The sequence below is a fragment of the Bacillus taeanensis genome (assembly GCF_003318295.1).
GTDB lineage: Bacteria > Bacillota > Bacilli > Bacillales > UBA6769 > Maribacillus > Maribacillus taeanensis.
On sequence record NZ_QOCW01000011.1, the window covers coordinates 1 to 22,369 of the forward strand.

At 37.3% G+C, this 22,369-nt stretch carries 17 protein-coding genes and 1 pseudogene; 2 read left to right on the plus strand and 16 right to left on the minus strand.

What is annotated here, in order from left to right:
• From DS031_RS11600 to DS031_RS11645, 10 genes and pseudogenes are all read right to left on the minus strand, one after another.
• Positions 1 to 253: pseudogene (locus DS031_RS11600) on the minus strand (thiamine pyrophosphate-binding protein); the annotation flags it as partial.
• 35 nt (positions 254 to 288) lie between these two features.
• A complete protein-coding gene (iolC, locus tag DS031_RS11605) occupies positions 289 to 1,308 on the minus strand; it encodes a 5-dehydro-2-deoxygluconokinase (RefSeq protein ID WP_113806249.1) in 1,020 nt (339 codons plus the stop codon).
• A 17-nt stretch (positions 1,309 to 1,325) separates the two neighbouring features.
• Positions 1,326 to 2,171: a class II fructose-bisphosphate aldolase gene (locus DS031_RS11610; RefSeq protein WP_113806250.1), complete on the minus strand. Its 846-nt coding sequence runs from the start codon at positions 2,169 to 2,171 to the stop codon at positions 1,326 to 1,328.
• A gap of 111 nt (positions 2,172 to 2,282) precedes the next feature.
• Complete coding sequence (gene iolG, locus DS031_RS11615; protein ID WP_113806251.1) at positions 2,283 to 3,305, minus strand: inositol 2-dehydrogenase; 1,023 nt, start codon at positions 3,303 to 3,305, stop codon at positions 2,283 to 2,285.
• 562 nt (positions 3,306 to 3,867) lie between these two features.
• On the minus strand, positions 3,868 to 4,890 hold the full coding sequence (gene iolG / locus DS031_RS11620) for an inositol 2-dehydrogenase (RefSeq protein WP_113806252.1): 1,023 nt from the start codon (positions 4,888 to 4,890) through the stop codon (positions 3,868 to 3,870).
• 335 nt (positions 4,891 to 5,225) lie between these two features.
• On the minus strand, positions 5,226 to 6,062 hold the full coding sequence (locus tag DS031_RS11625) for a sugar phosphate isomerase/epimerase family protein (protein WP_245947370.1): 837 nt from the start codon (positions 6,060 to 6,062) through the stop codon (positions 5,226 to 5,228).
• 100 nt (positions 6,063 to 6,162) lie between these two features.
• Positions 6,163 to 7,152: an ABC transporter permease gene (locus tag DS031_RS11630; protein WP_113806253.1), complete on the minus strand. Its 990-nt coding sequence runs from the start codon at positions 7,150 to 7,152 to the stop codon at positions 6,163 to 6,165.
• A gap of 1 nt (position 7,153) precedes the next feature.
• A complete protein-coding gene (locus DS031_RS11635) occupies positions 7,154 to 8,662 on the minus strand; it encodes a sugar ABC transporter ATP-binding protein (RefSeq protein ID WP_113806254.1) in 1,509 nt (502 codons plus the stop codon).
• 101 nt (positions 8,663 to 8,763) lie between these two features.
• Complete coding sequence (locus DS031_RS11640; protein ID WP_113806255.1) at positions 8,764 to 9,732, minus strand: sugar ABC transporter substrate-binding protein; 969 nt, start codon at positions 9,730 to 9,732, stop codon at positions 8,764 to 8,766.
• Positions 9,733 to 10,095: 363 nt separating this feature from the next.
• The gene (locus tag DS031_RS11645; protein WP_245947372.1) at positions 10,096 to 11,313 is read right to left on the minus strand and encodes an MFS transporter; all 1,218 of its coding nucleotides are present in this window, start codon (positions 11,311 to 11,313) and stop codon (positions 10,096 to 10,098) included.
• A gap of 316 nt (positions 11,314 to 11,629) precedes the next feature.
• On the opposite strand from DS031_RS11645, the gene DS031_RS11650 reads away from it, so the two are divergent.
• Positions 11,630 to 13,111, plus strand: coding sequence for an aldehyde dehydrogenase family protein (locus DS031_RS11650; RefSeq protein ID WP_113806256.1), 1,482 nt, complete (start codon positions 11,630 to 11,632; stop codon positions 13,109 to 13,111).
• A 66-nt stretch (positions 13,112 to 13,177) separates the two neighbouring features.
• Here the strand turns inward: DS031_RS11650 and DS031_RS11655 are convergent, their stop codons facing one another.
• The 5 genes from DS031_RS11655 to DS031_RS11675 form a co-directional block, all read right to left on the minus strand.
• A complete protein-coding gene (locus tag DS031_RS11655; RefSeq protein ID WP_113806257.1) occupies positions 13,178 to 15,091 on the minus strand; it encodes a sigma-54-dependent Fis family transcriptional regulator in 1,914 nt (637 codons plus the stop codon).
• A 107-nt stretch (positions 15,092 to 15,198) separates the two neighbouring features.
• Entirely contained in the window at positions 15,199 to 16,149 is a 951-nt protein-coding gene (locus DS031_RS11660) for a DNA-binding transcriptional repressor DeoR (RefSeq protein WP_113806258.1), read from the minus strand.
• Between the two features lie 142 nt (positions 16,150 to 16,291).
• A complete protein-coding gene (tkt, locus tag DS031_RS11665; RefSeq protein WP_113806259.1) occupies positions 16,292 to 18,316 on the minus strand; it encodes a transketolase in 2,025 nt (674 codons plus the stop codon).
• A 23-nt stretch (positions 18,317 to 18,339) separates the two neighbouring features.
• Positions 18,340 to 19,245, minus strand: coding sequence for a 6-phosphofructokinase (locus DS031_RS11670; protein WP_181833126.1), 906 nt, complete (start codon positions 19,243 to 19,245; stop codon positions 18,340 to 18,342).
• Between the two features lie 306 nt (positions 19,246 to 19,551).
• Positions 19,552 to 20,397 carry a MurR/RpiR family transcriptional regulator gene (locus DS031_RS11675; RefSeq protein WP_113806261.1) on the minus strand — a complete coding sequence of 282 codons (846 nt, stop codon included), beginning with the start codon at positions 20,395 to 20,397 and terminating at the stop codon, positions 19,552 to 19,554.
• A 279-nt stretch (positions 20,398 to 20,676) separates the two neighbouring features.
• On the opposite strand from DS031_RS11675, the gene DS031_RS11680 reads away from it, so the two are divergent.
• On the plus strand, positions 20,677 to 22,020 hold the full coding sequence (locus DS031_RS11680) for a GntT/GntP/DsdX family permease (RefSeq protein ID WP_113806262.1): 1,344 nt from the start codon (positions 20,677 to 20,679) through the stop codon (positions 22,018 to 22,020).
• 58 nt (positions 22,021 to 22,078) lie between these two features.
• On the opposite strand, the gene DS031_RS11685 is transcribed toward DS031_RS11680, so the two are convergent.
• Positions 22,079 to 22,351, minus strand: a complete 273-nt coding sequence (locus tag DS031_RS11685) for an HPr family phosphocarrier protein (RefSeq protein WP_113806263.1) — start codon at positions 22,349 to 22,351, stop codon at positions 22,079 to 22,081.
• Positions 22,352 to 22,369: the final 18 nt, after the last annotated feature.

Consider the following 22,369-nt stretch of genomic DNA (forward strand, 5'->3'; position numbering starts at 1 on the left):
TTTTTTGACGGAGCATTTGTTTACTATAGGCAATCGCCGCATGAGCCATTCCCTGCTCATTTTTGCCTTGAATGACTTTTAAATGGCCTGCATCTTGTTCAAGCGCTTCGCCAATTCCTAATACATTGCCGTGCCCAAAGATGTTGAAAATTCCTTCGACGAAAGGAAACTCTTTGCCATCAATTGAAACATACTGCTGATTAAGAAACTTTATAAGTGCTTGTGCTGTAGTAAGTCGAATTGTTTCCATAATTCCTCTACCTTTCGTTATTTTTTATCTCAAATCTATTAAGCTCTTGCTACCATTTCACCATGTTCTTCTTTTGCTTTTTGGATAAATTCTTTTACTGCTTCTGCAGTTGGCATATCTTCTGAACAGCTGTGGCTGCCAACAACGATCGCCGCTGAAGCGCTTCCGAATTCTAATGCATCGATCACTTCCCAGCCTTCAAGAAGTCCGTAAATAAACGCGGATGCATAGGCGTCTCCACCGCCAAATGATTTTAACAGCTGAACCGGAAACGGTTTAATTTGATAAGAACCGCCGTCTTTTGTATAAGCAACAGATCCTTCTTTACCATGTTTAATCACAACAATTTCACTGCCAAAACCGAGCCAGCGGTCTGCCGTTTCACGATCAGTGCTTTGTTCTTTCGTAATAAGCGCTTCCATTAAGTCAAACTCTTCACGAGAGCCGATGATAATATCACTCATTCTTGCCGCAATTGAATAATAAAGGGCGATATCTTCTTTTGATTTCCATGTATAGCTGCGGTAATCAACATCAAAGATGACAACTGTACCGTGCTTTTTCGCATATTCTGCCGCCTGTAAAACCGCTTCACGTGAAGGACTGGCAGCGAGTGCTGTTCCTGAAACAACGATCGCTTTTGCACGTTTAATATAATCCTCATTAATCTCGTCCGGCTCTAAGCTTAAATCAGCAACACCATTTCGATACATTAAAATACTGCTTTCAGTTGGGCTTAAAATTTCTGTAAACGTAAGACCTAATGATTCTCCATTTTTCGCAATCGCAATATTAGATGTATCAATATCTTCTTTTTCAAAATAGTTTGTAACGAATCGTCCAAACTGGTCATCGGATACTTTTCCAACAAAGCCAACTTTCTTACCAAGTCTCGATAACCCAACAGCAATATTCGCCGGAGAACCGCCTACATATTTTGTGAATGTGCGGCTTTCTTCTAATGGTTTATGAATATCATTTGGATTAAAGTCAATAGCCACACGCCCAATTGGAATTACATCAATATCTTTTGTTTGATCAAATTTAATCGTGTTCATTACGTTTTCCCCCTTTTTTATACTCGGTTACTGCTTCCGAAGATGTTCATATGATAGGTTACATTTTCATATGCTGCTTGAATGACATCTTGATGATAATCAAAATAATCTGAATATGGTTTTAATTGAACGGCTTTATTTACATTGTCAATCACTCGGTTAAATGTTGACGTTGCTACATTTATTTTGCGGATACCTGATCCAATAGACTTTTGGAAATCTTCAGGACTGATTCCTGAGCCGCCGTGTAACACTAATGGAATGTCAACTTGTTCATTAATTTCATGAAGACGATCTAATCGTAAGTTTGGATCCCCTTTATACATCCCATGAGCATTACCAATCGCAATTGCTAACGCATCCACCTTTGTTTCATCTGCAAAACGTTTTGCTTCTTCAGTACTTGTAAGTAATATTTCAATATCTTCTGAGCCGTCTTCGCTGCCGCCTACTCTGCCAATTTCCGCTTCTACTGTTGCGCCGTATTGTTTGGCTAAAGAAACGATTTCTTTTGTATTTTGGATGTTCTTTTCTAATTCATGATGAGAACCATCATACATAACAGAACTAAAACCAACCTCTAAGGCCTGTTTAATCTTTTCAACTGTCATGCCATGATCAAAATGAACCGCTACAGGAACAGCTGCATTTTTTGCAGCTTCGACCATTAAAGGACCGATCATATGGAGCGGGGAATGATTAAGGCGTACTTCTGCAATTTGCAGAATTAAAGGAGATTTTAACTCCTCAGCCGCTTTAATAGCTCCTAATACCATTTCCATATTCGCAATACTAAAAGCTCCTACTCCGTAATTTCCTTCCTCTGCTTTCGCCAAAATATCTTTCATTTTTACTAATCCCATTTGTTGTTTACCTCTTTCTCTTCTACCTATTAAGTATTTTTCTTATAAGCGCTTAACCTTTATGGATTAAGCGCTTAACCCAATCCGGTAAAAATAAAGATTTTCAATGATTTAATTTAACGTGTATTGTTTATTCGCCACTTTTACTGGTTTACCAGTTTCAAATGACTCCTTCGCCGCTTTTGCTATTAATTCAGCTTGCAATCCATCGTTTCCTTCACATACTAATGGTGTGTTGTAGAGAACAGAATTTATAAATGCATGTGTTTCATTAATATAAGCATCTTTATAACGCTCTAAAAAGAAATATTGCGGCTTATCCTGGAACACTCCTTCAGCTGTACTTATTTCAGCAGTTGTCGGCTGATCATTTTGGATAGATACACTGCCTTTTGAACCAAACACTTCAACGCGTTGATCATAGCCGTATACTGCTTTACGGCTGTTATCAATAACGCCGATCGCACCATTTTCAAACTTTAATGTGATTACTGCTGTGTCAACATCTCCAAGCTCTGCAAAAACTGGATCTACTAAACTTGCACCTTGTACATAAACTTCTTCTACTTCACTGCCAGTTACATAACGCGCCATATCGAAATCATGGATCGACATATCCATAAACATTCCACCTGAACTTTTAATATACTCTGCTGGCGGCGGTTCTGGATCACGGGATGTAATTTTCACAATATGTGTGTCACCAATTGTACCCGCTTTTACAGTGTCATGTACCTTTTTAAAATTGTGATCAAAGCGGCGGTTAAATCCAACCTGAAGTTTAACGCCTGCTTCTTTTACAACTTGGAGCGCTTCTTTTGTTTCTTCAGCTGAGAAGCTTACCGGTTTTTCACAGAAGATGTGCTTGCCGGCTTTAGCAGCTTCTTTAATAATTGGTGCATGTGTATTCGTTGGTGAACAAATAAATACAGCATCAATGTCTGAATCATTTAAAATCTCTTGATAATCTGTTGTTACATGCGGAATGCCGATTTGAGCGGCCCACTCTCTTGCATTATCTGCAAAAATATCAGAAATTGTTTTAATTTCAACTTGCGGAATTTGCACAATGTTTTCCGCATGAAGTCTGCCAATTCGACCTGCACCAATAATCCCAATTACTATTTTATCCATAATTTACACCTTCCTATTGTTTAATAAATGACTTGGTATCTAACTTCATCAAAAAGTTAAGCGCTTTTTCAAATAATGTTCTTTCTGTTAAGAAAGCTCTTTCATAAAAGGTTTTTCTTAACTAGTTTTTGATTTAATAGTCGTCTACCCATTGTTTCATTGTTTTCTAGTTCTCTAGTCACATTTCACTTAAGCTTTTAAGCACTTTTTTAAACCTATTCAGGAGGATAAATAGTAAGAGTATTATCTTTTATAAATGAAAGCGATTTTATTTTACTACAATCAAGCTCTTCTCTTTCATTTACTAAAAAACTTTTTTCTCTTATTTTAAGGGTTATCGATTACCCTTTTGTTGATTTAAATGTATCATAGGTTTTTAAAAAATACAATTATTTTCTGAAAATTAATCAAAAAAATTTATACAATCTGTGCTAAAAGCTTGCTGTGTAAAGAATTTTCTAGATGATATTTCTATAATGAAAACAATAAAAAGCTGTTGAAGAGTGTGCAAATAGCTATGTGAAGCACCCCTTTTCAACTATTTTCTAGTATTAAATAATTATTATGCTTTTACGGCTGCTGTTTTTAACTTTACTCTTTTTCCCGTTTTAAACGCTTCTGTTGCTGCAGCCGCAATTTCAAGAGCAACTTTACCATCATACTCTGTTACAATTGGTTTTTCTCCAAGACGGAGACAATCGATAAAATGCTGCATTTCAATTGTATACGCATCTTTAAAGCGCTCTGGGAAAGCAGGAACAATATCATGTGTACTTCCTTGTTTTGTAAGGACCGTTACATCATGATGTTTTAATGAACCAATAATAATTGAACCTTCTGTACCAATTACTTCACCGCGAATATCATATCCGTAAGCAGCATTACGGCTTCCTTCGATGTCTGCTGCAGCACCGGATTCAAATGTTAAATAAGTAAGCGCTTGATCAACATCGCCAAATTCTTCCATGAAATCATTCATTAAAATATTTCCGTGTGCTGATGCTGAAGTTACTTCTTCACCAATCAAAAATCTCGCAACATCATAATCATGAATCGACATATCTAAAAAGATGCCGCCGCTGTTTTTAATAAATTCTGCTGGTGGTGCACCAGGATCACGTGATACCGCTTTAAAATAAATTGGTTTTCCAATATCACCAGCTAGAATACGGCGCTTCGCTTCGCTATAGGCCGGATCAAAACGTCTCATAAAACCAACTTGGCAGGTAACATTGTGTTTCTTAATCGCTTCAATCACTTCATCTGCTTCATGTACATATTGTGTAAGCGGCTTTTCAACAAAAATTTGTTTGCCGTTTTCCGCTGCTTTTTTAATCATTTCAACATGTGTACTTGTTGGGGTTGCAATAATAACTGCATCAATGTTTGGATCTTCTAAAATTTCCGCCGGGTTTTTTGTCCAGTTGTCTACTCCAAGCTTTTGTGCAGTTTTTTCAGCTGCGTCACCAAATGGATCGGCAACATTCACAAGCTTTGCTCCACGTACTTGTGAAGCTAAATTTTCAGCATGCCAATATCCTAATCTTCCAAGCCCTAATACACCGCATTTAATTTGTTCTGCCATTTTTATCCCTCTCTCTTTCATCGTTAACTTTGTTTATTAATAGTCTAATGTGTATAGATCTTTCTTTTTAAAAGTTAATAATACTATAAGAATCCCCTAAAAAAGGAAAGCGCTTAACCAAACCTTATGAATTTATTATAAATAGTTTTTAAGTGTTTTTCAACCATTATCATTAATAATTTTATAAATATTTTCTTATTATAAGATTAAGCGCTTAATCTTATAGATGAAGATAGTGTTTCCGCACTATACTATGCTCTAAATATTTTCTTATGCATAGTAAGTTTTTTCGATTCCGATTGCCATCAAAACTCAAAGACAAAGCTTAGGATTGATTATAAGCTAACCTTGGCTTCATCCCATTCTTTTAATTTTCTTAAAGACTCCTTATAGTAACCTACTACTTTTTCTAGGGAGTTGTCATCCTTTATTGGTGTAAACGGATTCGGACCTTCAGCTACCATTTCCATGATGATTGGTCCCTCATAACCTATTTCATGTAAAGCTTCAATTTGACCTTTAATATTAGAATGACCCTCACCTACACCCTGCCTGTTTGAATCCGTCACATGATAGACACCTAGTTTATCTCCCGTCTCCTTAATAGCTTTAATCGGACAAGCTTCTTCAATATTCATATGATACGCATCTAATAAAACATAAAGGTTCTTACTCTTCACTTCATTAATTAAATGTAATGCTTCTTGAGCTGTCACAATTTGGTGGTTTTCATAGCGGTTTAATACTTCAAACACAACCTCAATGTCAAGCTCCTCCGCTTTCTTCAAAATCTCTGACGAACTGTTTACAAGCAGGTCCCAATCTTTTGATAAGTTTCCACATCCATGTGTTTTCCCAACATCACCATGTAAACAAATTCTATTAACACCAAGCTTTCGTGCCCAACTTAATAAATCTAAAAAATATTGAACAGCACGAGCACGAATCTGATCATCTGCACTTGAAATGTCTACATTATCTGGTGTTACTGATAATATTTTTAAATCAAACTTTCTTAAAACAGCCTGCAGCTCTTCAGGATTTTGTGATAAATCCCCTTGAACTTCCACACCATTCACGCCAATCTCCTTAGCAATTTTACATTTCTCTTCAAAAGGTATTTCCCCAAGAGTCCATAAGCAAAGACCATAATCTCTCACCATTTTATTCATAACAATACCTCTTTTCTTTTTAATACGCTATTATCAATACGAAACTCATCGCTATTAAGCACTTAACTTAATAGCGATGAGTTTTACCTTTTCTATTAATTTAAGATTTCTTATTCCCTCGCTGACGAAGCACATCAACATATACAGCTGCAATGATAACTAAACCGATAACCGTCATTTGTAAATCTGCCGAGACATTTAATAGATTTAATCCATTACGAAGAACCGCAATGATAATTGCTCCAATTAATGTTCCCCATACTGTACCAACACCGCCGAAAAAGCTTGCGCCACCGATAATAACTGCGGCAATCGCATCAAGCTCATACATTAAACCTGCAAGCGGAAACGCAGAGTTTACACGGCCTACCATAACAAGACCTGCCAAACCAGCCATAAGACCGCTGATTGTGTAAACGATGACTAAAATCCGATTCACATTTATACCAGATAAGTGCGCTGCTTCTTTATTACCGCCAATCGCATAAATATAGCGGCCTGTTTGCGTTCGTGTTAAGAAGAAATGGAAAATAATATATACAGCGATAACAAGTAAGAAACTGACTGGAAGCGGACCAACAAATTCACTTCCTAAAAATTGAATTAAATATGGAAAGCCTGCAATTGGAGCTGCTGCTGTAATAATAAGCGCTAACCCACGCGCAATGTTCATCATCCCGAGTGTTGAAATAAACGGGTGTGGAAGACGAAGCTTCGTTAACATGATGCCATTGATCCAACCGAAAAATGCTCCGACAGCTAAACAAACAAGGATGCCAAGAATTGGACTCATTCCCATATTGACAGAAACAACGCCCATCACCATAATCGAAACTGCAAGCACAGAACCAACCGATAAATCAATCCCAGCTGTTAAAATCGGAAGAAGCATTCCTACGGCTAAAAGAGCGTTAACAGAAGATTGTCTTGCAATGTTCATCACATTATGAACCGTCATAAATTTATCCGATAAAATCGTAAGTGCTGTACAAAGTAGAATTAATCCAATTAATGCGCCAAATTTACTCACAAACTCATTTATATTTTTCTTTGACTCTTTCGTTTCTTGTTTTACCGCAATTTCCGCCATATTACATACCTCCTGTAGCCGCTTTCATTATTTTTTCCTGCGTCGCTTCTTTTCGTGATAGATCACCGGAAATCTTTCCTTCATGCATCACAAGAATACGGTCACACATCCCTAATAGTTCAGGCAGTTCTGATGAAACAATAATTACAACTGCCCCGTTTTCAACAAGCGAATTAATGAGACGGTACACTTCAACTTTTGCACCAACATCAATACCCCGCGTTGGTTCATCAAAAATAAATACTTTCGCCTGCGTACAAAGCCATTTCGCAATAACCACTTTCTGCTGATTTCCGCCGCTTAATTTTCGCGCATGAAGATTAATATCAGACGGACGAACCTGCAGTTCTTTCACATACGTTTTTGCTGCTTCTTTAATATCCCCTAACTGAATCAGTCCGCCTTTTTTAAACTTCTTCAAACTGGAAACGCCAATATTAAAATCAAGCGTCTGATCTAAAATTAACCCTTCTCCTTTACGGTCTTCCGTAATAAAGGCAAGACCAGCACCAATGGCATCTTTTGGTGATTTAATGTTTACTTCTTTTCCGAACACTTTAATCGTTCCGCTTTCTTTTAGATCCGCTCCAAAAACCGCGCGCATCACTTCGGTTCTTCCAGCTCCTACTAACCCTGATACACCAAGAATTTCACCTTGATAGGCGGTAAAATTAATTTCCTGATTCGAACCTTTTAAGCGTAGATTCTTAACCTTCAAACCCTCTTGCCCTTTTTCAAAATACTGCTTCGGATATTTCTCATCCAAGCTTCGACCTACCATCAATTCAATCATTTTATCTACGCTCGTTTCTTTCACGGGAAGTGTTGCAATCCCGGCACCGTCTCGTAAAATTGTAATTCTGTCGCCCATCCGCTTAATTTCTTCTAAGCGGTGCGAAATAAATACAATACCCATTCCCTGACGGCGAAGTTCATCGACGGTCGCATAAAGCTGTTCTACTTCCGATCCGCTTAAACTTGCAGTTGGCTCATCCATAATTAAGAGCTTTGCATCCACAGTTAATGCTTTGGCTATTTCTACTAACTGCTGTTTACCAATCCCCAATTCTGAAACCTTTTTATTTAATAAGGATGGATCCTGCCCTAAACGTTTCAAATGCTTGGCAGCTTCTTCTTTCATTTTCTTACGGTTTAAGAAGGAATATTTCCCGCTTTTTTTCAGTTCACGGCCGAGAAAGATATTTTCATAAACAGTAAGCTCTTGGACAACATTTAATTCCTGGTAGATTGTAGCGATGCCTAGTTCCATCGCTTCAGAAGGCGTATTGTATTCAACTTTGTTATCTTCCCAATAAATCTCGCCGGCATCTTTTGTGTATGCTCCGGTTAAAATTTTAATAAGCGTTGATTTTCCAGCCCCGTTTTCACCGAGCAATACGTGTACTTCACCTGCTCTTACGTCAAAATCAATCCCTTTTAAAACATGATTTCCGGCAAAGCTTTTTCGAATGCCTTTTACTTCTAACAGGGTGTGGTTATTTTCACTCATTTAAATTCCTCCTCTCACTAACCCCTTAGAGTAAGCGCTTAACTTAAAGGGAAAAGAGAATGACATGTTAAGATAAAACTCTTTTCCCTCACTTTATTAACTTATTCTCCTACAATTCCTTTAAGAAAATCTAGTTTTTCCTGAGCATTTTCTGCTGTAATAATATCAATGCCGCTGTCAATTCTCTTTTCAATTTCTTCCCCATTAATTGCTTTAATGGCATTTTCAACACCTTGATATCCCATGTCATATGGACTTTGTGCAACTGTACCAGTTAGTTTACCAGCAATAACAGCTTCGACAGCTTCAATTGTTCCATCTGTACCAATAATCGGTATATCTAAACCTTTTCCTTTTGCAGCACGAAATGCGCCTAGAGCCATGTCATCATTTGCACTGTATACACCTTTAATATCTGGATCATTTTGAAGAATATTTTCCATTACTGACATTGCTTTTGTTTTGTCACTATCTGCCGGCTGTTCCGCCGCTACAACCATACCTGCTTTTTCTAACGCTTCTTTTGCCCCTTCAATACGCGCGTCCATTGCTGGGTTTCCAAGTGCTCCCGCAATTAGCGCAACTTTATCTCCTTTATTTAACTTAGAAGCAAGTAATTCTCCAGCTGCTTTACCTGCCTCAAAGTTTTCAGTACCAATAAACGCTGTCTTTGCTTCCCAATCTGCATCTGTATCAACAAAAAGAACTGGAATGCTTTGCTGTTCAGCTGATCCTAAAGCTGGAATAACTGTTGATGGCTGTGTTGGTGCCACAATGAGTGCATCAGGATCTTGGTTTAATGAATCTTCAACCATGTTTACTTGTTCCATAATTTGTGATTCTGAAGATGGACCGATAACGGTTACATTTACTCCTAAGTCTTTTCCTGCATCCTTTGCACCTGCTTCAACGAACTTCCAATATTGACTGCTTAACGTTTTGAGTACTACTGCAACACTTTCAGTTCCTTCTTCAGCACTTCCCCCTGCGCTTTCTGATGACTCACTGTTACACCCTACCGCAAATACTAGCAAACTTAGAGCTGCAAACATCGCTAACAGTTTTTTCATTTTTAATCCCCCTATAGTTTTAAAAATTATGATCAAGATGCAAGCACCTTGTGTTACACACTTAATTAAAACGCTTTCATATAAAAGAAAAATTTTTAGAAGCAAAACTAACTAATTCAATGTGTATCCCTCCATTACGGTTTGTACTATTATTAGTTATTAAGGATTTTTAAGTTAAGCGCTTTCCTTTATTTCGTATTTTTAGTATAAATAATTTTTAGAACCTTTGCAATAACTTTTTTATTTTTTTATAAATTTCTGAATAATTGTTAATAAACATTGATCTTATACCGTTTATTTATGAAGTGTTTTTATTTGTACAACTCTCAAAATAACCAATAAATAAAAAAGCGCTTAACTAAATTAAACGCTTTTTTTATTTATTTTCTTTGCAAGTGAATGTACAATGTCTTTTCGATACCACAAAATAGATAACGTCACACCAACTAATGCAAGCCCTCCTGCTAAGTAAAACACGGAAGCAAAGCCTGTATGCTGACTAAAGGTACCTGCCATAAATGGACCGAGAAAAATCCCAAGAGCATAAAGCGCTTGGTAAAGCCCCATCGCTGTCGCTCGTTTATTATTAGAAATCGATTGAATCGCCACTCCCATCAATAAAGGCATGGTCATTCCTTGAAAGAAGCCGTTAAATGCTTGTGTTAAGTAAAGAATTTCTAACGAATGAATAAATGGAATCACTACTGAAAACAAAGCTGTTCCTAAAAATCCTACGAGAAGAATATGCCACTTATTAAAGCGAACAGCTAAATACTGACCTGTAATAATAGACGCTGCCGCATGTGGAATCATAAAAGTAAAAACGAGAATTGTTAAACTTTCCTTTGATGCACCAATATCCAAAGCATGGGTGGGTGAAAAACCAAACATTGTAATAAATAACACAGCATGTGCAAGTGCTGAAAGAAATGCCGCCTTTAAAACGATTGGCTCGTTTAGGACACTGCTTAAATCATTTCCCTTAATCTTTTCTTTTTTCTTATTAGCATGTGGATCATGAATCCAAAATGTCATTAGTAAGCCGATTATTCCTACGATCCCTCCTAACCAAAACGGTGCTTTCCATCCCCACTGACTAACAAGATAGCCGCTAAGTCCCATGCTTGTTAGTTGGGCTGCTACGGTTACAAATTGAATATTCCCCATCGCTTTTGTTGCATCTTCTTTTTTAAAATAGCTTGCATATAAAACGGTAAAGGCAACCCACATCGAGGCAGTGATTCCTGAAATAAAGCGAGACAAAAAGGCAAATCCTAAGCTTTCTGTCAGTGCAAATCCAAAGCAGCTAATCACTCCTGTTAATAAACCAACTATTAAAAATGGCTTCCGAATTTGCATTTTGTCTGATATAACGCCAATTGGTAGTCGTAATAAAACTTGCATCATTCCGTAGCTTCCTAGAATTAAGCCAATTAATGTATAAGACCCTCCTAAATGTTCAAGATATGTAACAAAAACAGGAACATAAATATACATGGAAAACCAATAAGCAAACGTTACGACAGCAAAGAATACATGATAAAAACGCGTTATTGAACCATTAGAATCGTGTATATTCAAAAACTCTCCCCCTTAAATAAAGCGCTTAACTTTTATGTTTCACTTCCCCACACTCCCCTTGCTTAGCGCGCTTTAAAGACTCTTACTTTAAAGTATAAAATTTTACCTGTTTGTATTGCAACAATATCTTCTTTTATTTGATACAGAATGTTTCAGCTGCTGCAACATTTTGTATCAAATTAGTGCGACAAAGTGTATCATTTTTCTTCCCTCCCTTCATGAAAACGCTTTTATTATAGAGCTTTTTATTTTTGGCATTAAACTTGCAGTTATAAATAGGCGTAAAGAATTTAAAAATTTCAAGGAGGAATGAAGCATGTCAGTTAATCTATTACCTGAAACGAAAGTGCAGGAGTTTCTTAAAGGAACGAAGAAATTATTCATTAATGGGCAATGGATAGAAGCTGCTTCCGGTAAAACATTTGAATCAAAAAACCCTGCTACCGGTGAAGTGTTGGCGGTTGTAAGTGAAGCCGGTGAAGAAGATGTAAACCGCGCTGTTGAAGCTGCTCGAAATGCGTTTGATTACGGTCCATGGTCAAAAATGAGCGCTGCGGAAAGAAGCCGTTTAATTTATAAACTTGCTGATTTAATGGAAGAGCATAAAGAGCAATTAGCACAGCTTGATACACTTGATAATGGAAAACCACTTCAAGAAACAACAACAGCTGACGTTCCCCTTGCGATTGAACATTTCCGCTATTATGCTGGATGGGCAACAAAAATTGTCGGACAAACAATTCCTGTTCAAGGAAACTTTTTTAACTATACAAGACATGAGCCGCTTGGCGTTGTTGGTCAAATCATTCCTTGGAACTTCCCGCTTCTTATGGCAGCTTGGAAACTTGGCGCGGCTCTTGCATCAGGTTGTACGGTCGTATTAAAGCCTGCAGAGCAAACTCCACTTTCCGCTCTTTATTTAGCAAAACTTATCGAAGAGGCAGGATTCCCTGAAGGTGTTGTAAACGTTATTCCAGGCTTCGGTGAATCTGCAGGAGCACCGCTTGTTAATCATCCAAAAATTGATAAAGTTGCCTTTACCGGCTCCACTGAAGTTGGTAAATTAATTATGAAACAAGCTTCTTATTCGTTAAAACGCGTAACATTAGAACTTGGCGGTAAATCACCAAACATCATTTTACCAGATGCTGATATGTCTCGTGCTATTCCGGGTGCTCTATCTGGCATTATGTTTAACCAAGGACAAGTATGCTGCGCCGGTTCCCGTCTTTTTATTCAGAAAAAAGCATTTGATAATGTGGTAGCAGATCTTGTTTCTCATTCAAAAAGTATTAAACAAGGTCCTGGTTTATCATCTGATACAACAATGGGGCCGCTTGTTTCAGACGAACAACAGCAGCGCGTGTTAAATTATATTAATAAGGGAAAAGAAGAAGGAGCAGAACTTCTTACAGGCGGATCAACTCCATTTGATCAAGGTTATTTCGTTGAACCAACAATTTTTGCAGATGTAAATGATAACATGTCGATTGCAAAAGAAGAAATCTTTGGTCCTGTTGTAGCAGCCATGCCGTTTGAAAATTTAGATGAAGTCATTGAGCGTGCAAACAATATAGACTACGGCTTAGCCGCAGGGCTTTGGACAGAGAATGTAAAGCATGCGCATTATGTGGCAAACCGTATTAAAGCAGGTACAGTTTGGGTAAACTGCTACAATGTCTTTGACGCAGCGTCTCCATTCGGCGGCTATAAGCAATCTGGTATCGGCCGAGAGATGGGTTCTTATGCGCTTAATAATTATACCGAAGTAAAAAGCGTATGGATTAATATGGATTAATAAGAAAAGCGCTGGAGCTAGAAATTAATAAAAAACGGATTAGGTCTCTTCCTAATCCGTTTTTATTTATATTTCAATTTTATAACGTTTTAGCTTCCGGTACAGCGTACTTCTTGAAATCCCTAATTGACGAGCTGCTTTTGACATGTTATAGCGCTGGCTTTTTAGTGCATTTAATATCTGATTTGCTTCTTCATCGTTTAATAGATTGTGACGCTGGTGCTCCTCTTGCGTGTGGTTTTCATCTTTTACTTTCTGTTTCACTGTAAAAACATTCTCTGGTAAATGTTCTGGTAGAATAAGAGATTCATTTGTAAAAGTGTATACATATTCCATTACATTTTTTAATTCTCTTACATTTCCGGGCCAGTGGTACTCGGTAAGGACTTGTTTTGTTTTTTGAGCAAGGCAAAAATCACGTGCTTGTCCTTTATTCTTTTTGCTTAAGTTTTCAAGAAAATAAGCTGCTAATTGCAGAATATCTGCTTTTCTTTCTTTTAAAGAAGGTAACATTAAGTTCACTACATTTAAACGATAATATAAATCTTCTCGAAAGTTCCCTTCTTTTGTCCATGAAAATAAGTTGCGGTTTGTTGCCGCAATAATTCGAACATCGATTGGACGAGGACGATGCTCTCCAATTCTTACAACTTCCCTTTCCTGCAGCACACGTAAAAACATCGCCTGCATGGAAAGCGACATTTCACTCACTTCATCTAAAAATAATGTTCCGCCGTCCGCTTCTTCAAATGCACCGTTTTTACCTGATTTAAGTGCGCCAGTAAAAGCACCGGCACTATAACCAAACAGCTCACTAGAGGATAAATCATGAGTAAGCGTCGCACAGTTAATTGCAATAAATGGCCCCCCACTTCGATTACTCGCATTATGAATGGCGCGGGCTAGCAGCTCTTTTCCCGTTCCGCTTTCTCCTGTTAATAATACTGAAGTATTATTAACAGCTACCTTCTGAGCTTTTTCAATCATCTGAAGCCAGCTTTCACTTTCACCTATTAAAGGTAAAAAGGCTGGGGATTTTCGGACTACTTTTTCCTGCTTCTGATTTCTTTTGTTTTTATTCACAAGGTGAACAATAAACCCAATAGACTCAAAATGATTCCTAACAGGTATAATTTTCCCTATCTCTTTATCAGCTGCTCCAACTGTAATTTCACCTTCATAGTTTTTATAAAAAGCACGTTCTTTACAAAAAGAAGCAGTCCTTTCGAAGTCTATCTTGGCACTATTCTCCCCAAAAATAAATGACTTATTTTCAGCAACAAGCACACCCGACCAGTCAATCGCAAAAACAATATCCTCACTAATATCTCTTTCATATTCACTATATGCTTTTAAGATTTGTTGATGTGTTTGTAAAATATAAGAACGCCACTCCGCTTCAATTGACTGTACAATCGCTCCTGTTAGTGTTAGAGATTGATCAGGAAAGTCCTCACGCCATGTTGTTAAATCTAATACTCCGGCAATTTTATTTAGAATAGGATGTTTAATAGGTACACCGGCACAAGAAAAAGCCTGCCAGCCTTCACAAAAGTGATGTGTTCCTCGAATAATCACTTCTTTTCCAGATGCAAGTGCTGTTCCAATTGCATTTGTTCCAACAAGCTCTTCTTTCCAATTACCGCCGGGGTAAAAATGAATTTCTTTCAGTTGATCGGCAAGCTTTCCCTGCACATAATTTCCGATGATACGTCCTTGATCATCTGCAAGTGTTAATGAATGCTTGTCCTTATCCAAATATTTTTCCATCTTCATTTTTGTATTGTTGAACATGTGATAAAGCAAACTTGAGAAAGTTATGTGGTCGATTTCTTTTTCCAATAAGATAGAAGGTGTCCTTTTTAAAGTTGGTTTTACGCCTGCTTTAAGACTGCGCTGCCAAGAAGATCGAATATCTGAAGGGATGTCAGTCGGGACCAAATCCTTTACGAGCAGATTATCTAAACTTTGTAAGCTCAAACAATTCACCTCTTCTCACTTTATGTAATCGCTTTCTTTAATGATAACATTTTTTTAAAAAAACAGCATGAATAAACTTAAAAAGCATCGGGAAGTCCCAATGCTTTTTAAGCTTGACTTTTTCTTTCTAATAAAGCTTTTGCAGTAAATTGATCTGTAATAAGAACATTAGCATAGCCGCCCTGCAGTGCACCATATATCGCTTCTACTTTCCGCGGACCGCCTGCTACTAAAATCGCTTTTTCTTTTTGCGTTAAATCATTAAGCTCAATACCAATTGTTCGCTTATTAAGCTGTTCATGTGCAAGCGCACCGTTTTGATCAAAAAACCTGGAGCAAATTTCACCAACAGACTGTGAATGAATAATATTTAAGTCTTCGTCTGATAAATATTCCGCCTGCACAATAACAGAATCAGCAGTTGGTACCCCCACACTAAACAATGCGATATTTGCACTTTTTCCTAAATCCAACACTTTACGAACATGGCGATCAGCCTCAATTGCTTGTTTTACAACGAGATGATCAACAATGGCTGGCAGCGGCAGAAGCTGGGTATGAGCCTGATAAGCTTCGCCCAATAAATGAATAATCTCTGTTGCATATGTTTTTGTACCAGAGTGACTGACTCCTCCATTTAACTGAACAATCGTTACATCTTTTACATGTTTATGTTTCACGATTGTTGCTGCTTCATAGAGTGTTGTTCCCCAGGAAGTGGCAATAATATCTTGATCTTTTACAACACGGTTTAAATAAATGGCAGCTTCTTCACCAAGATACTTTTTTGCGATCATATCTTCAAATTTTGGAATAAATGCAACAGAAGCATCTTTCAATTGAAACGCTTCAATTAATTCATTTGCCAGCTGTTCTCCACTTTCAGAAGGGTCAATAATATTAATTTGAACAATTCCTTCTGCCTTTGCCTGCTTTAAAAGTCTTGAAACAGTCGGTCTAGAAATACCAAGTTTTTTCGCAATCTCCTGCTGACTATAATCAAGTTGATAATAAAGTTTCGCCGCATCAATCACTTTTTGAATTTTATCATTTTCCATATAACGACACCTTGTTTGAAATTTTATTCACTCTAACTCTAAACATTTGTTCATTTCTTATTATACGTAAAAATAGTTGAAGGAACAAATGAGAGAAAAAAGGTTGACCCTAAAGAGTCAACCTTTTTAATTTACCATTTTATTATTTACTTGCTTCAAGTACTGCTTTAAATTTCGCTACTACATTTTCAACTGTAAAGCCGTACTCTTCAATCAATTTTTCTCCAGGAGCAGAAGCACCAAAACCATCGATTGCAAGTACATCTCCATTGTCGCCAGTATATTTGTGCCAGCCTAATGAAGAGCCCATTTCAATTCCAAGACGTGCTTTTACGTTTTTCGGAATCACGCTGTCTTTGTATTCTTTTGATTGCTTTTCAAAACGATCCCAGCTTGGCATGCTGACAACTGATACGTTAATGCCTTCTTTTGCAAGCTCTTGCTGTGCTTCAACAGCTAAACCTACTTCAGAACCTGATGCAAGAAGAAGTCCATCAACATCACCTTTTGCCTCTGCTACAACATAAGCACCTTTTTTCACACCTTCGTATGCGTTTTTATCAGTACCTTCTAACGTTGGTAAGCCTTGACGAGTTAATACAAGCGCTGTTGGCTGATCTTTGCTTTCAACTGCAAGCTTCCATGCTGCTGCTGTTTCATTACCGTCACCAGGACGAATAATAGATACGCCAGGCATAGCGCGTAATGCTGCAAGCTGTTCAACAGGCTCGTGAGTTGGTCCATCTTCTCCTACAGCGATGCTATCATGTGTAAACACATACGTTACAGGCAGATTCATTAGTGCAGATAAACGAACTGCTGGACGTAAGTAATCAGAGAATACGAAGAATGTTGCACCAAATACTTTCACACCGCCGTGAAGTGCCATACCGTTTACCGCTGCCGCCATTGCAAATTCACGCACACCGAACCAGATGTTGCGGCCGCTGTAGTCAGCTGCACTGAAGTTTGCTTCACCTTTTAACATTGTTTTGTTAGAAGATGCTAAGTCAGCAGATCCACCTACTAATTGTGGAACATTTTGAGCAATAGCATTTAACGCTTGACCACCAGATTCACGAGATGCAAGCTTATCTTTTCCTGTTTCATATACCGGCACATCTTTGTCCCAGCCTTCTGGAAGTTCATTGTTAATCGCAGCCTTTAATTGTTTTGCAAGCTCAGGATATGCTGCTTCATATTTTGCAAAAAGTTCGTTCCATGCTTCTTCTTTCTTTGCTGCTTCTTCTTGTAACGCTGCAAAGTGGTCTTTTACTTCTTGAGGTACTGTAAACGGCTCCTCGTAATTCCAGCCGTAGTTTTCTTTTACAATTTTCGTTTCTTCTGCTCCAAGCGGCGCACCGTGAGAAGCACTTTTGCCACCTTTATTAGGTGAACCGAAACCGATTGTTGTTTTTACTTCAATTAATGTTGGTTGATCAAGATTTTGTTTTGATGCTTCTAGTGCTGCACTTAGTTCAGCAATGTCATTACCGTCTTCAACGCGAATAACCTGCCAGCCGTACGCTTTAAAACGATCTTCAACATTTTCAGAGAATGACATATTTAAGTCACCGTCAAGTGAAATATCATTTGAATCGTATAATACTACTAAACGACCAAGTTTTAAGTGACCTGCAAGAGATGCTGCTTCTTGAGAAACACCTTCCATTAAGTCGCCGTCACCACAAATACTGTACGTAAAGTGATCCACTACATTTAAATCGCCGCGGTTGTATGTTGCCGCTAATTGACGCTCAGCCATTGCCATACCAACTGCCATTGCCACACCTTGACCAAGCGGACCTGTCGTTGCTTCAACACCTACTGTATGACCAAATTCAGGGTGACCAGGTGTTTTACTTCCCCATTGACGGAAGTTCTTAATTTCATCTAAAGAAAGATCATAACCTGTTACATGTAATAAGCTGTATAAAAGCATTGAGCCATGACCTGCAGATAATACGAAACGATCGCGGTTAAACCAGTTTGGATTGCTCGGGTTATGGTTCATATGTTTTGCCCAAAGTGTATAAGCCATAGGTGCTGCCCCCATCGGCATTCCCGGATGACCTGAATTTGATTTTTCAATCGCATCAATTGATAATGTACGAATTGTATTAATTGCTAACTGTTCTACTTGTTTTTCATTTGCTACTGTTGTCATACTAACACTCCTTCAATCTAGTTTTAGCCGTGTGATAGGCTCGTAATATCAAAAGGGTTGCTGTCCTGCTTAAATACAACACCATGATTTTGAATAAATAGTTTACCTGAATTTTCTTTTGTCTCGATCCATTTTGCAGCACGTTTTGCAAGCTTACCTGCTAAAATACGATCAGCCGCTGTTGGATATGGTCCCATGCACTGGGCATCATCAATTTGTGTAATACGCCAATCAACCTCAAATGCATTTGCAAACTTTTCTTCAGCTTCTTTAAATGAAATGGTTTCATTTACGATTACAAATGCATACGTTTGACCGGAAGCAAAAGTTTGCTTGACTGTTTCAACAGCCTTATTGTCATGAAGAGTATGCATAGCTATACCGTTTACAGCCAGTGCTGCTTCACTTACCATCTCATTTGATCTTCCTGGAATTTGAATACAAAATAATCTTGGCAGATCATATTTCATTGAATTTGCTGTATCTTCAATTCTTAAAATACCTGTTGCAATGGTGTTTAAAGCAGAATCATAGCCTAAGGATAGCTGTGATTCAGGAATATCATTCGAAACGGATGCTGGGATAAATAAAATCTTTGTATGGAGATTTTTATTTATTTCCTCTAGTTCAAGACGCGCTTCATTTCCTCCAATAACAACCACTGCATCAAATGCAGCAAATACTTCTGAAATAGATAGATGCTGCTTCACTAAAGAAAACAATGGAGATGAATGAAATAATGAGGACTTTGATTCATGATACTCTTCAAATATCTCTTCATCAATCTCTTTATAATTTGCGGTTTTCGTAAAACGATCAATCTCGATTCCGACAATTTCATGCCGCTTTACTAGACGATGAATGAAAGTTTTTACTAATTGATCAACACCCGATGGTACTGAACCAACAGTAATCATCCCTATTTTCATCATTTTCACCTCAACTGTATTGCCCTTTTTGAAATTTAGTAAAATCAAAAATGAACAAATGTAATATAAATATAGTATATATCATGTTTAACAAAATAAAAAGAGGGTTATTAATAAAAAAATGTTTTTTTTAAAAATTCGTCCATTTTTATTCATACTTTTGTTCACAAAAAGAGGTTGACTCTCTAACACAGAGAGTCAACCTCTTTTTTTTCGTTTAACTTATTGTTTTCCTAAATAGTTCTTTCGTTTTTAAAAGAAAAAAACACCGGTGCTCAAGATTCCACAGGTGTTTTTTGGAAGGCGCTATTTTCCCCAATAGCCTTTTAATTTATTAATTGAATTTTTAAGAAAACTTTTTTGAGAACTCATTACGTTGACATACAGCGCATCAATTAAACTAAGTTGAATAATTTTTGAAAACGTATCATCGGAACGAACATCCACTTGATTCGAAGCCGTATACAAAACATAATCAGCTTTTTGACTAAGCGGAGATTGGGAAAAATTTGTAATCCCAATCGTTACAGCTCCTTGTTTTTTCGCTGCTTCAAGAACACGAATCAGCTCTTCATCCTTTCCTGAGTGAGAAATGAGGATGGCTGTATCTTTTTCTGTTAACTGAGAGGCTGATTTTAACTGCAAATATGAATCTGTATAAGCTGCTGTTGAAATTCCTGAACCAATAAATTTATGATGAGCATCAAGCGCCACAATGGCAGAACTTCCCGTCCCATAAAATTCAACTTTTTCACTTTTTAAGATAACGTCAACCGCTTTTTTAAGTGAAGAAAAGTCCATCACTTGAATCGTTTCTTTAAACATACGAATATTTGAATTAAAGAGCTTTTCTGTTATTGCCTGCTCATTATCATTTTCAGTAATTTTTTCTTCCACTATTTCTTTAACAGCAGCACTTAACTCAGAAGCTAAGGCAATTTTCATCGCTTGATAACCTTTAAAACCAAGCCTTTTCGAAAAACGAAATACAGTTGAAATCGCTACATCTAATTCTGCGGCTACTTGGTCAATTGTTTTATGCACCATATTTTCTGGAGACTGCAATATATAATCAGCGATTTTTTGCTCGGTTTTACTAAATTGTGAGTAACTTGATTGAATTTTGGTTAGACAATACTGAGGTTGTCCCATTTTTTTGCACCTCTTATTTTTAATCTGTTATTTATAATTATACCTTAATTTTTGGAAAAGAAAATAATTTCCTGAAATTAATTGTTGGTTTTAGAAATTTTTTTTGTATAATAGAAATTACAAGTATTTTTGTTTGGAATTTAGGAATGGACTTTATTAAATGGATTTGTCTAATCAGTACTTTCATTCCTCATATCCCGCAGCTTTAGTTACTTTTATACTAGTTACAATTGAAAACGTTTACTTTTAAGGATTAACACTTTATAGGGGGAATTTATCTTGTCTGGATCACTGCTTATTTTCACAGCTCTAGCAGGAATCTTTTTATTGTTATTTTTCGTTATCCGCGTCAAACTTCATGCGTTTGTTGCACTGCTTCTCGTTAGTTTAATTGTCGGGGTTTGCGCAGGCATGCCTTTAAACAGCGTGCTGCAATCAATTCAAAAAGGAATGGGGGGAACACTTGGTTTTGTCGCAGTTATTGTAGGACTCGGGGCTATGTTTGGGCAAATGCTTGAAGTATCGGGCGGCGCTGAAAGACTTGCTCAATCTCTCATTAAAAAGTTTGGTGAAGACAAGGCACAGTGGGCTCTTGGTATTACCGGTTTTCTCATTGCGATTCCGGTATTTTTTGATGTTGGTTTAATTATTCTTATTCCTATTATTTATGGATTAGCTAAGAAAACAGGACGATCGTTATTATTCTATGCAATTCCCTTATTAGCAGGTCTTGCCGTTACACACAGCTTTATCCCGCCAACACCAGGACCGATTGCAGTTGCCGATTTAATTGGGGCCGATCTAGGCTGGGTGATTTTATTCGGTATTCTCGCCGGTATTCCAGCGATGATTATCGCAGGACCATTATTCGGAAAGTATATTGGCCAAAAAATTCATATTAACGTACCAGATTATATGAATATTGAGGAAAAGACTGACGATAAAGATCTCCCAAGCTTTGATATTATTGCAGGCATTATTCTCGTACCACTTGTTCTCATTCTTTTAAACACATTTTCTGAATTATTATTACCAAATGGAAGTATCGTTCATGACATTCTTGTTTTTGTTGGTCATCCATTTACAGCTTTAATTATTGCAACATTATTAGCGTTTTATTTTTTAGGTATTAAACAAGGATACTCAAAAAACGAAGTGCAAATTATCGCAAATAAAGCACTTGAGCCTGCTGGAATTATTATTCTTGTAACAGGTGCTGGCGGTGTTTTTAAACAAATTTTAATGGATTCAGGTGTAGGATTCGTACTTGGGGAGATGATGGCTGCCTCATCTATGCCTCCGCTTTTACTCGCATTTTTAATTGCCAGTATTATTCGAATTGCCCAAGGTTCTGCCACGGTTGCAATGATTGCAACAGCAGGTTTAATGTCTCCTCTTATTACAAGCCTTCAGCTGGAGGGTCCTATATTAGGGTTAATGGTTATTGCGATTGCAGCTGGAGCTACGATTTTATCTCACGTCAATGACTCAGGGTTTTGGTTAGTAAACCGCTATTTAGGCTTAAATGTTCAGGAAACACTAAAATCTTGGACAATCATGGAAACACTAATTGCTCTTGTCGGTTTTTCTGTCGTATTTACGCTCAGCTTGTTTATTACTTAACCTTAATTAAGGTTTAAAAGAGAAACCGCTTCACAATTCTCTTTTAAACCTTATCATTTTATTCATTTTCCTTTGTTAAAAAACTTTCTACTTTTTCTAAAGCTTCTCTGCTGTCTTCGCCAATTGTTCGAACAACAATTGAATCACCATTTTGTAAATGTAATGTAATAAGACCGAGAAAACTTTTTAAACTTATTTCAATTACAGAACCTCGGACAATTTTTTTTAAGTAAATTTCTGCTTGATAAATTTGTGTTAATTCACTCAGCTCCATAATCGTTTGTGTCTCAGAAATATTAACCGTAATTGTTTTTGAATACTCCTTCTTCATCACTATGACCTACTTTCT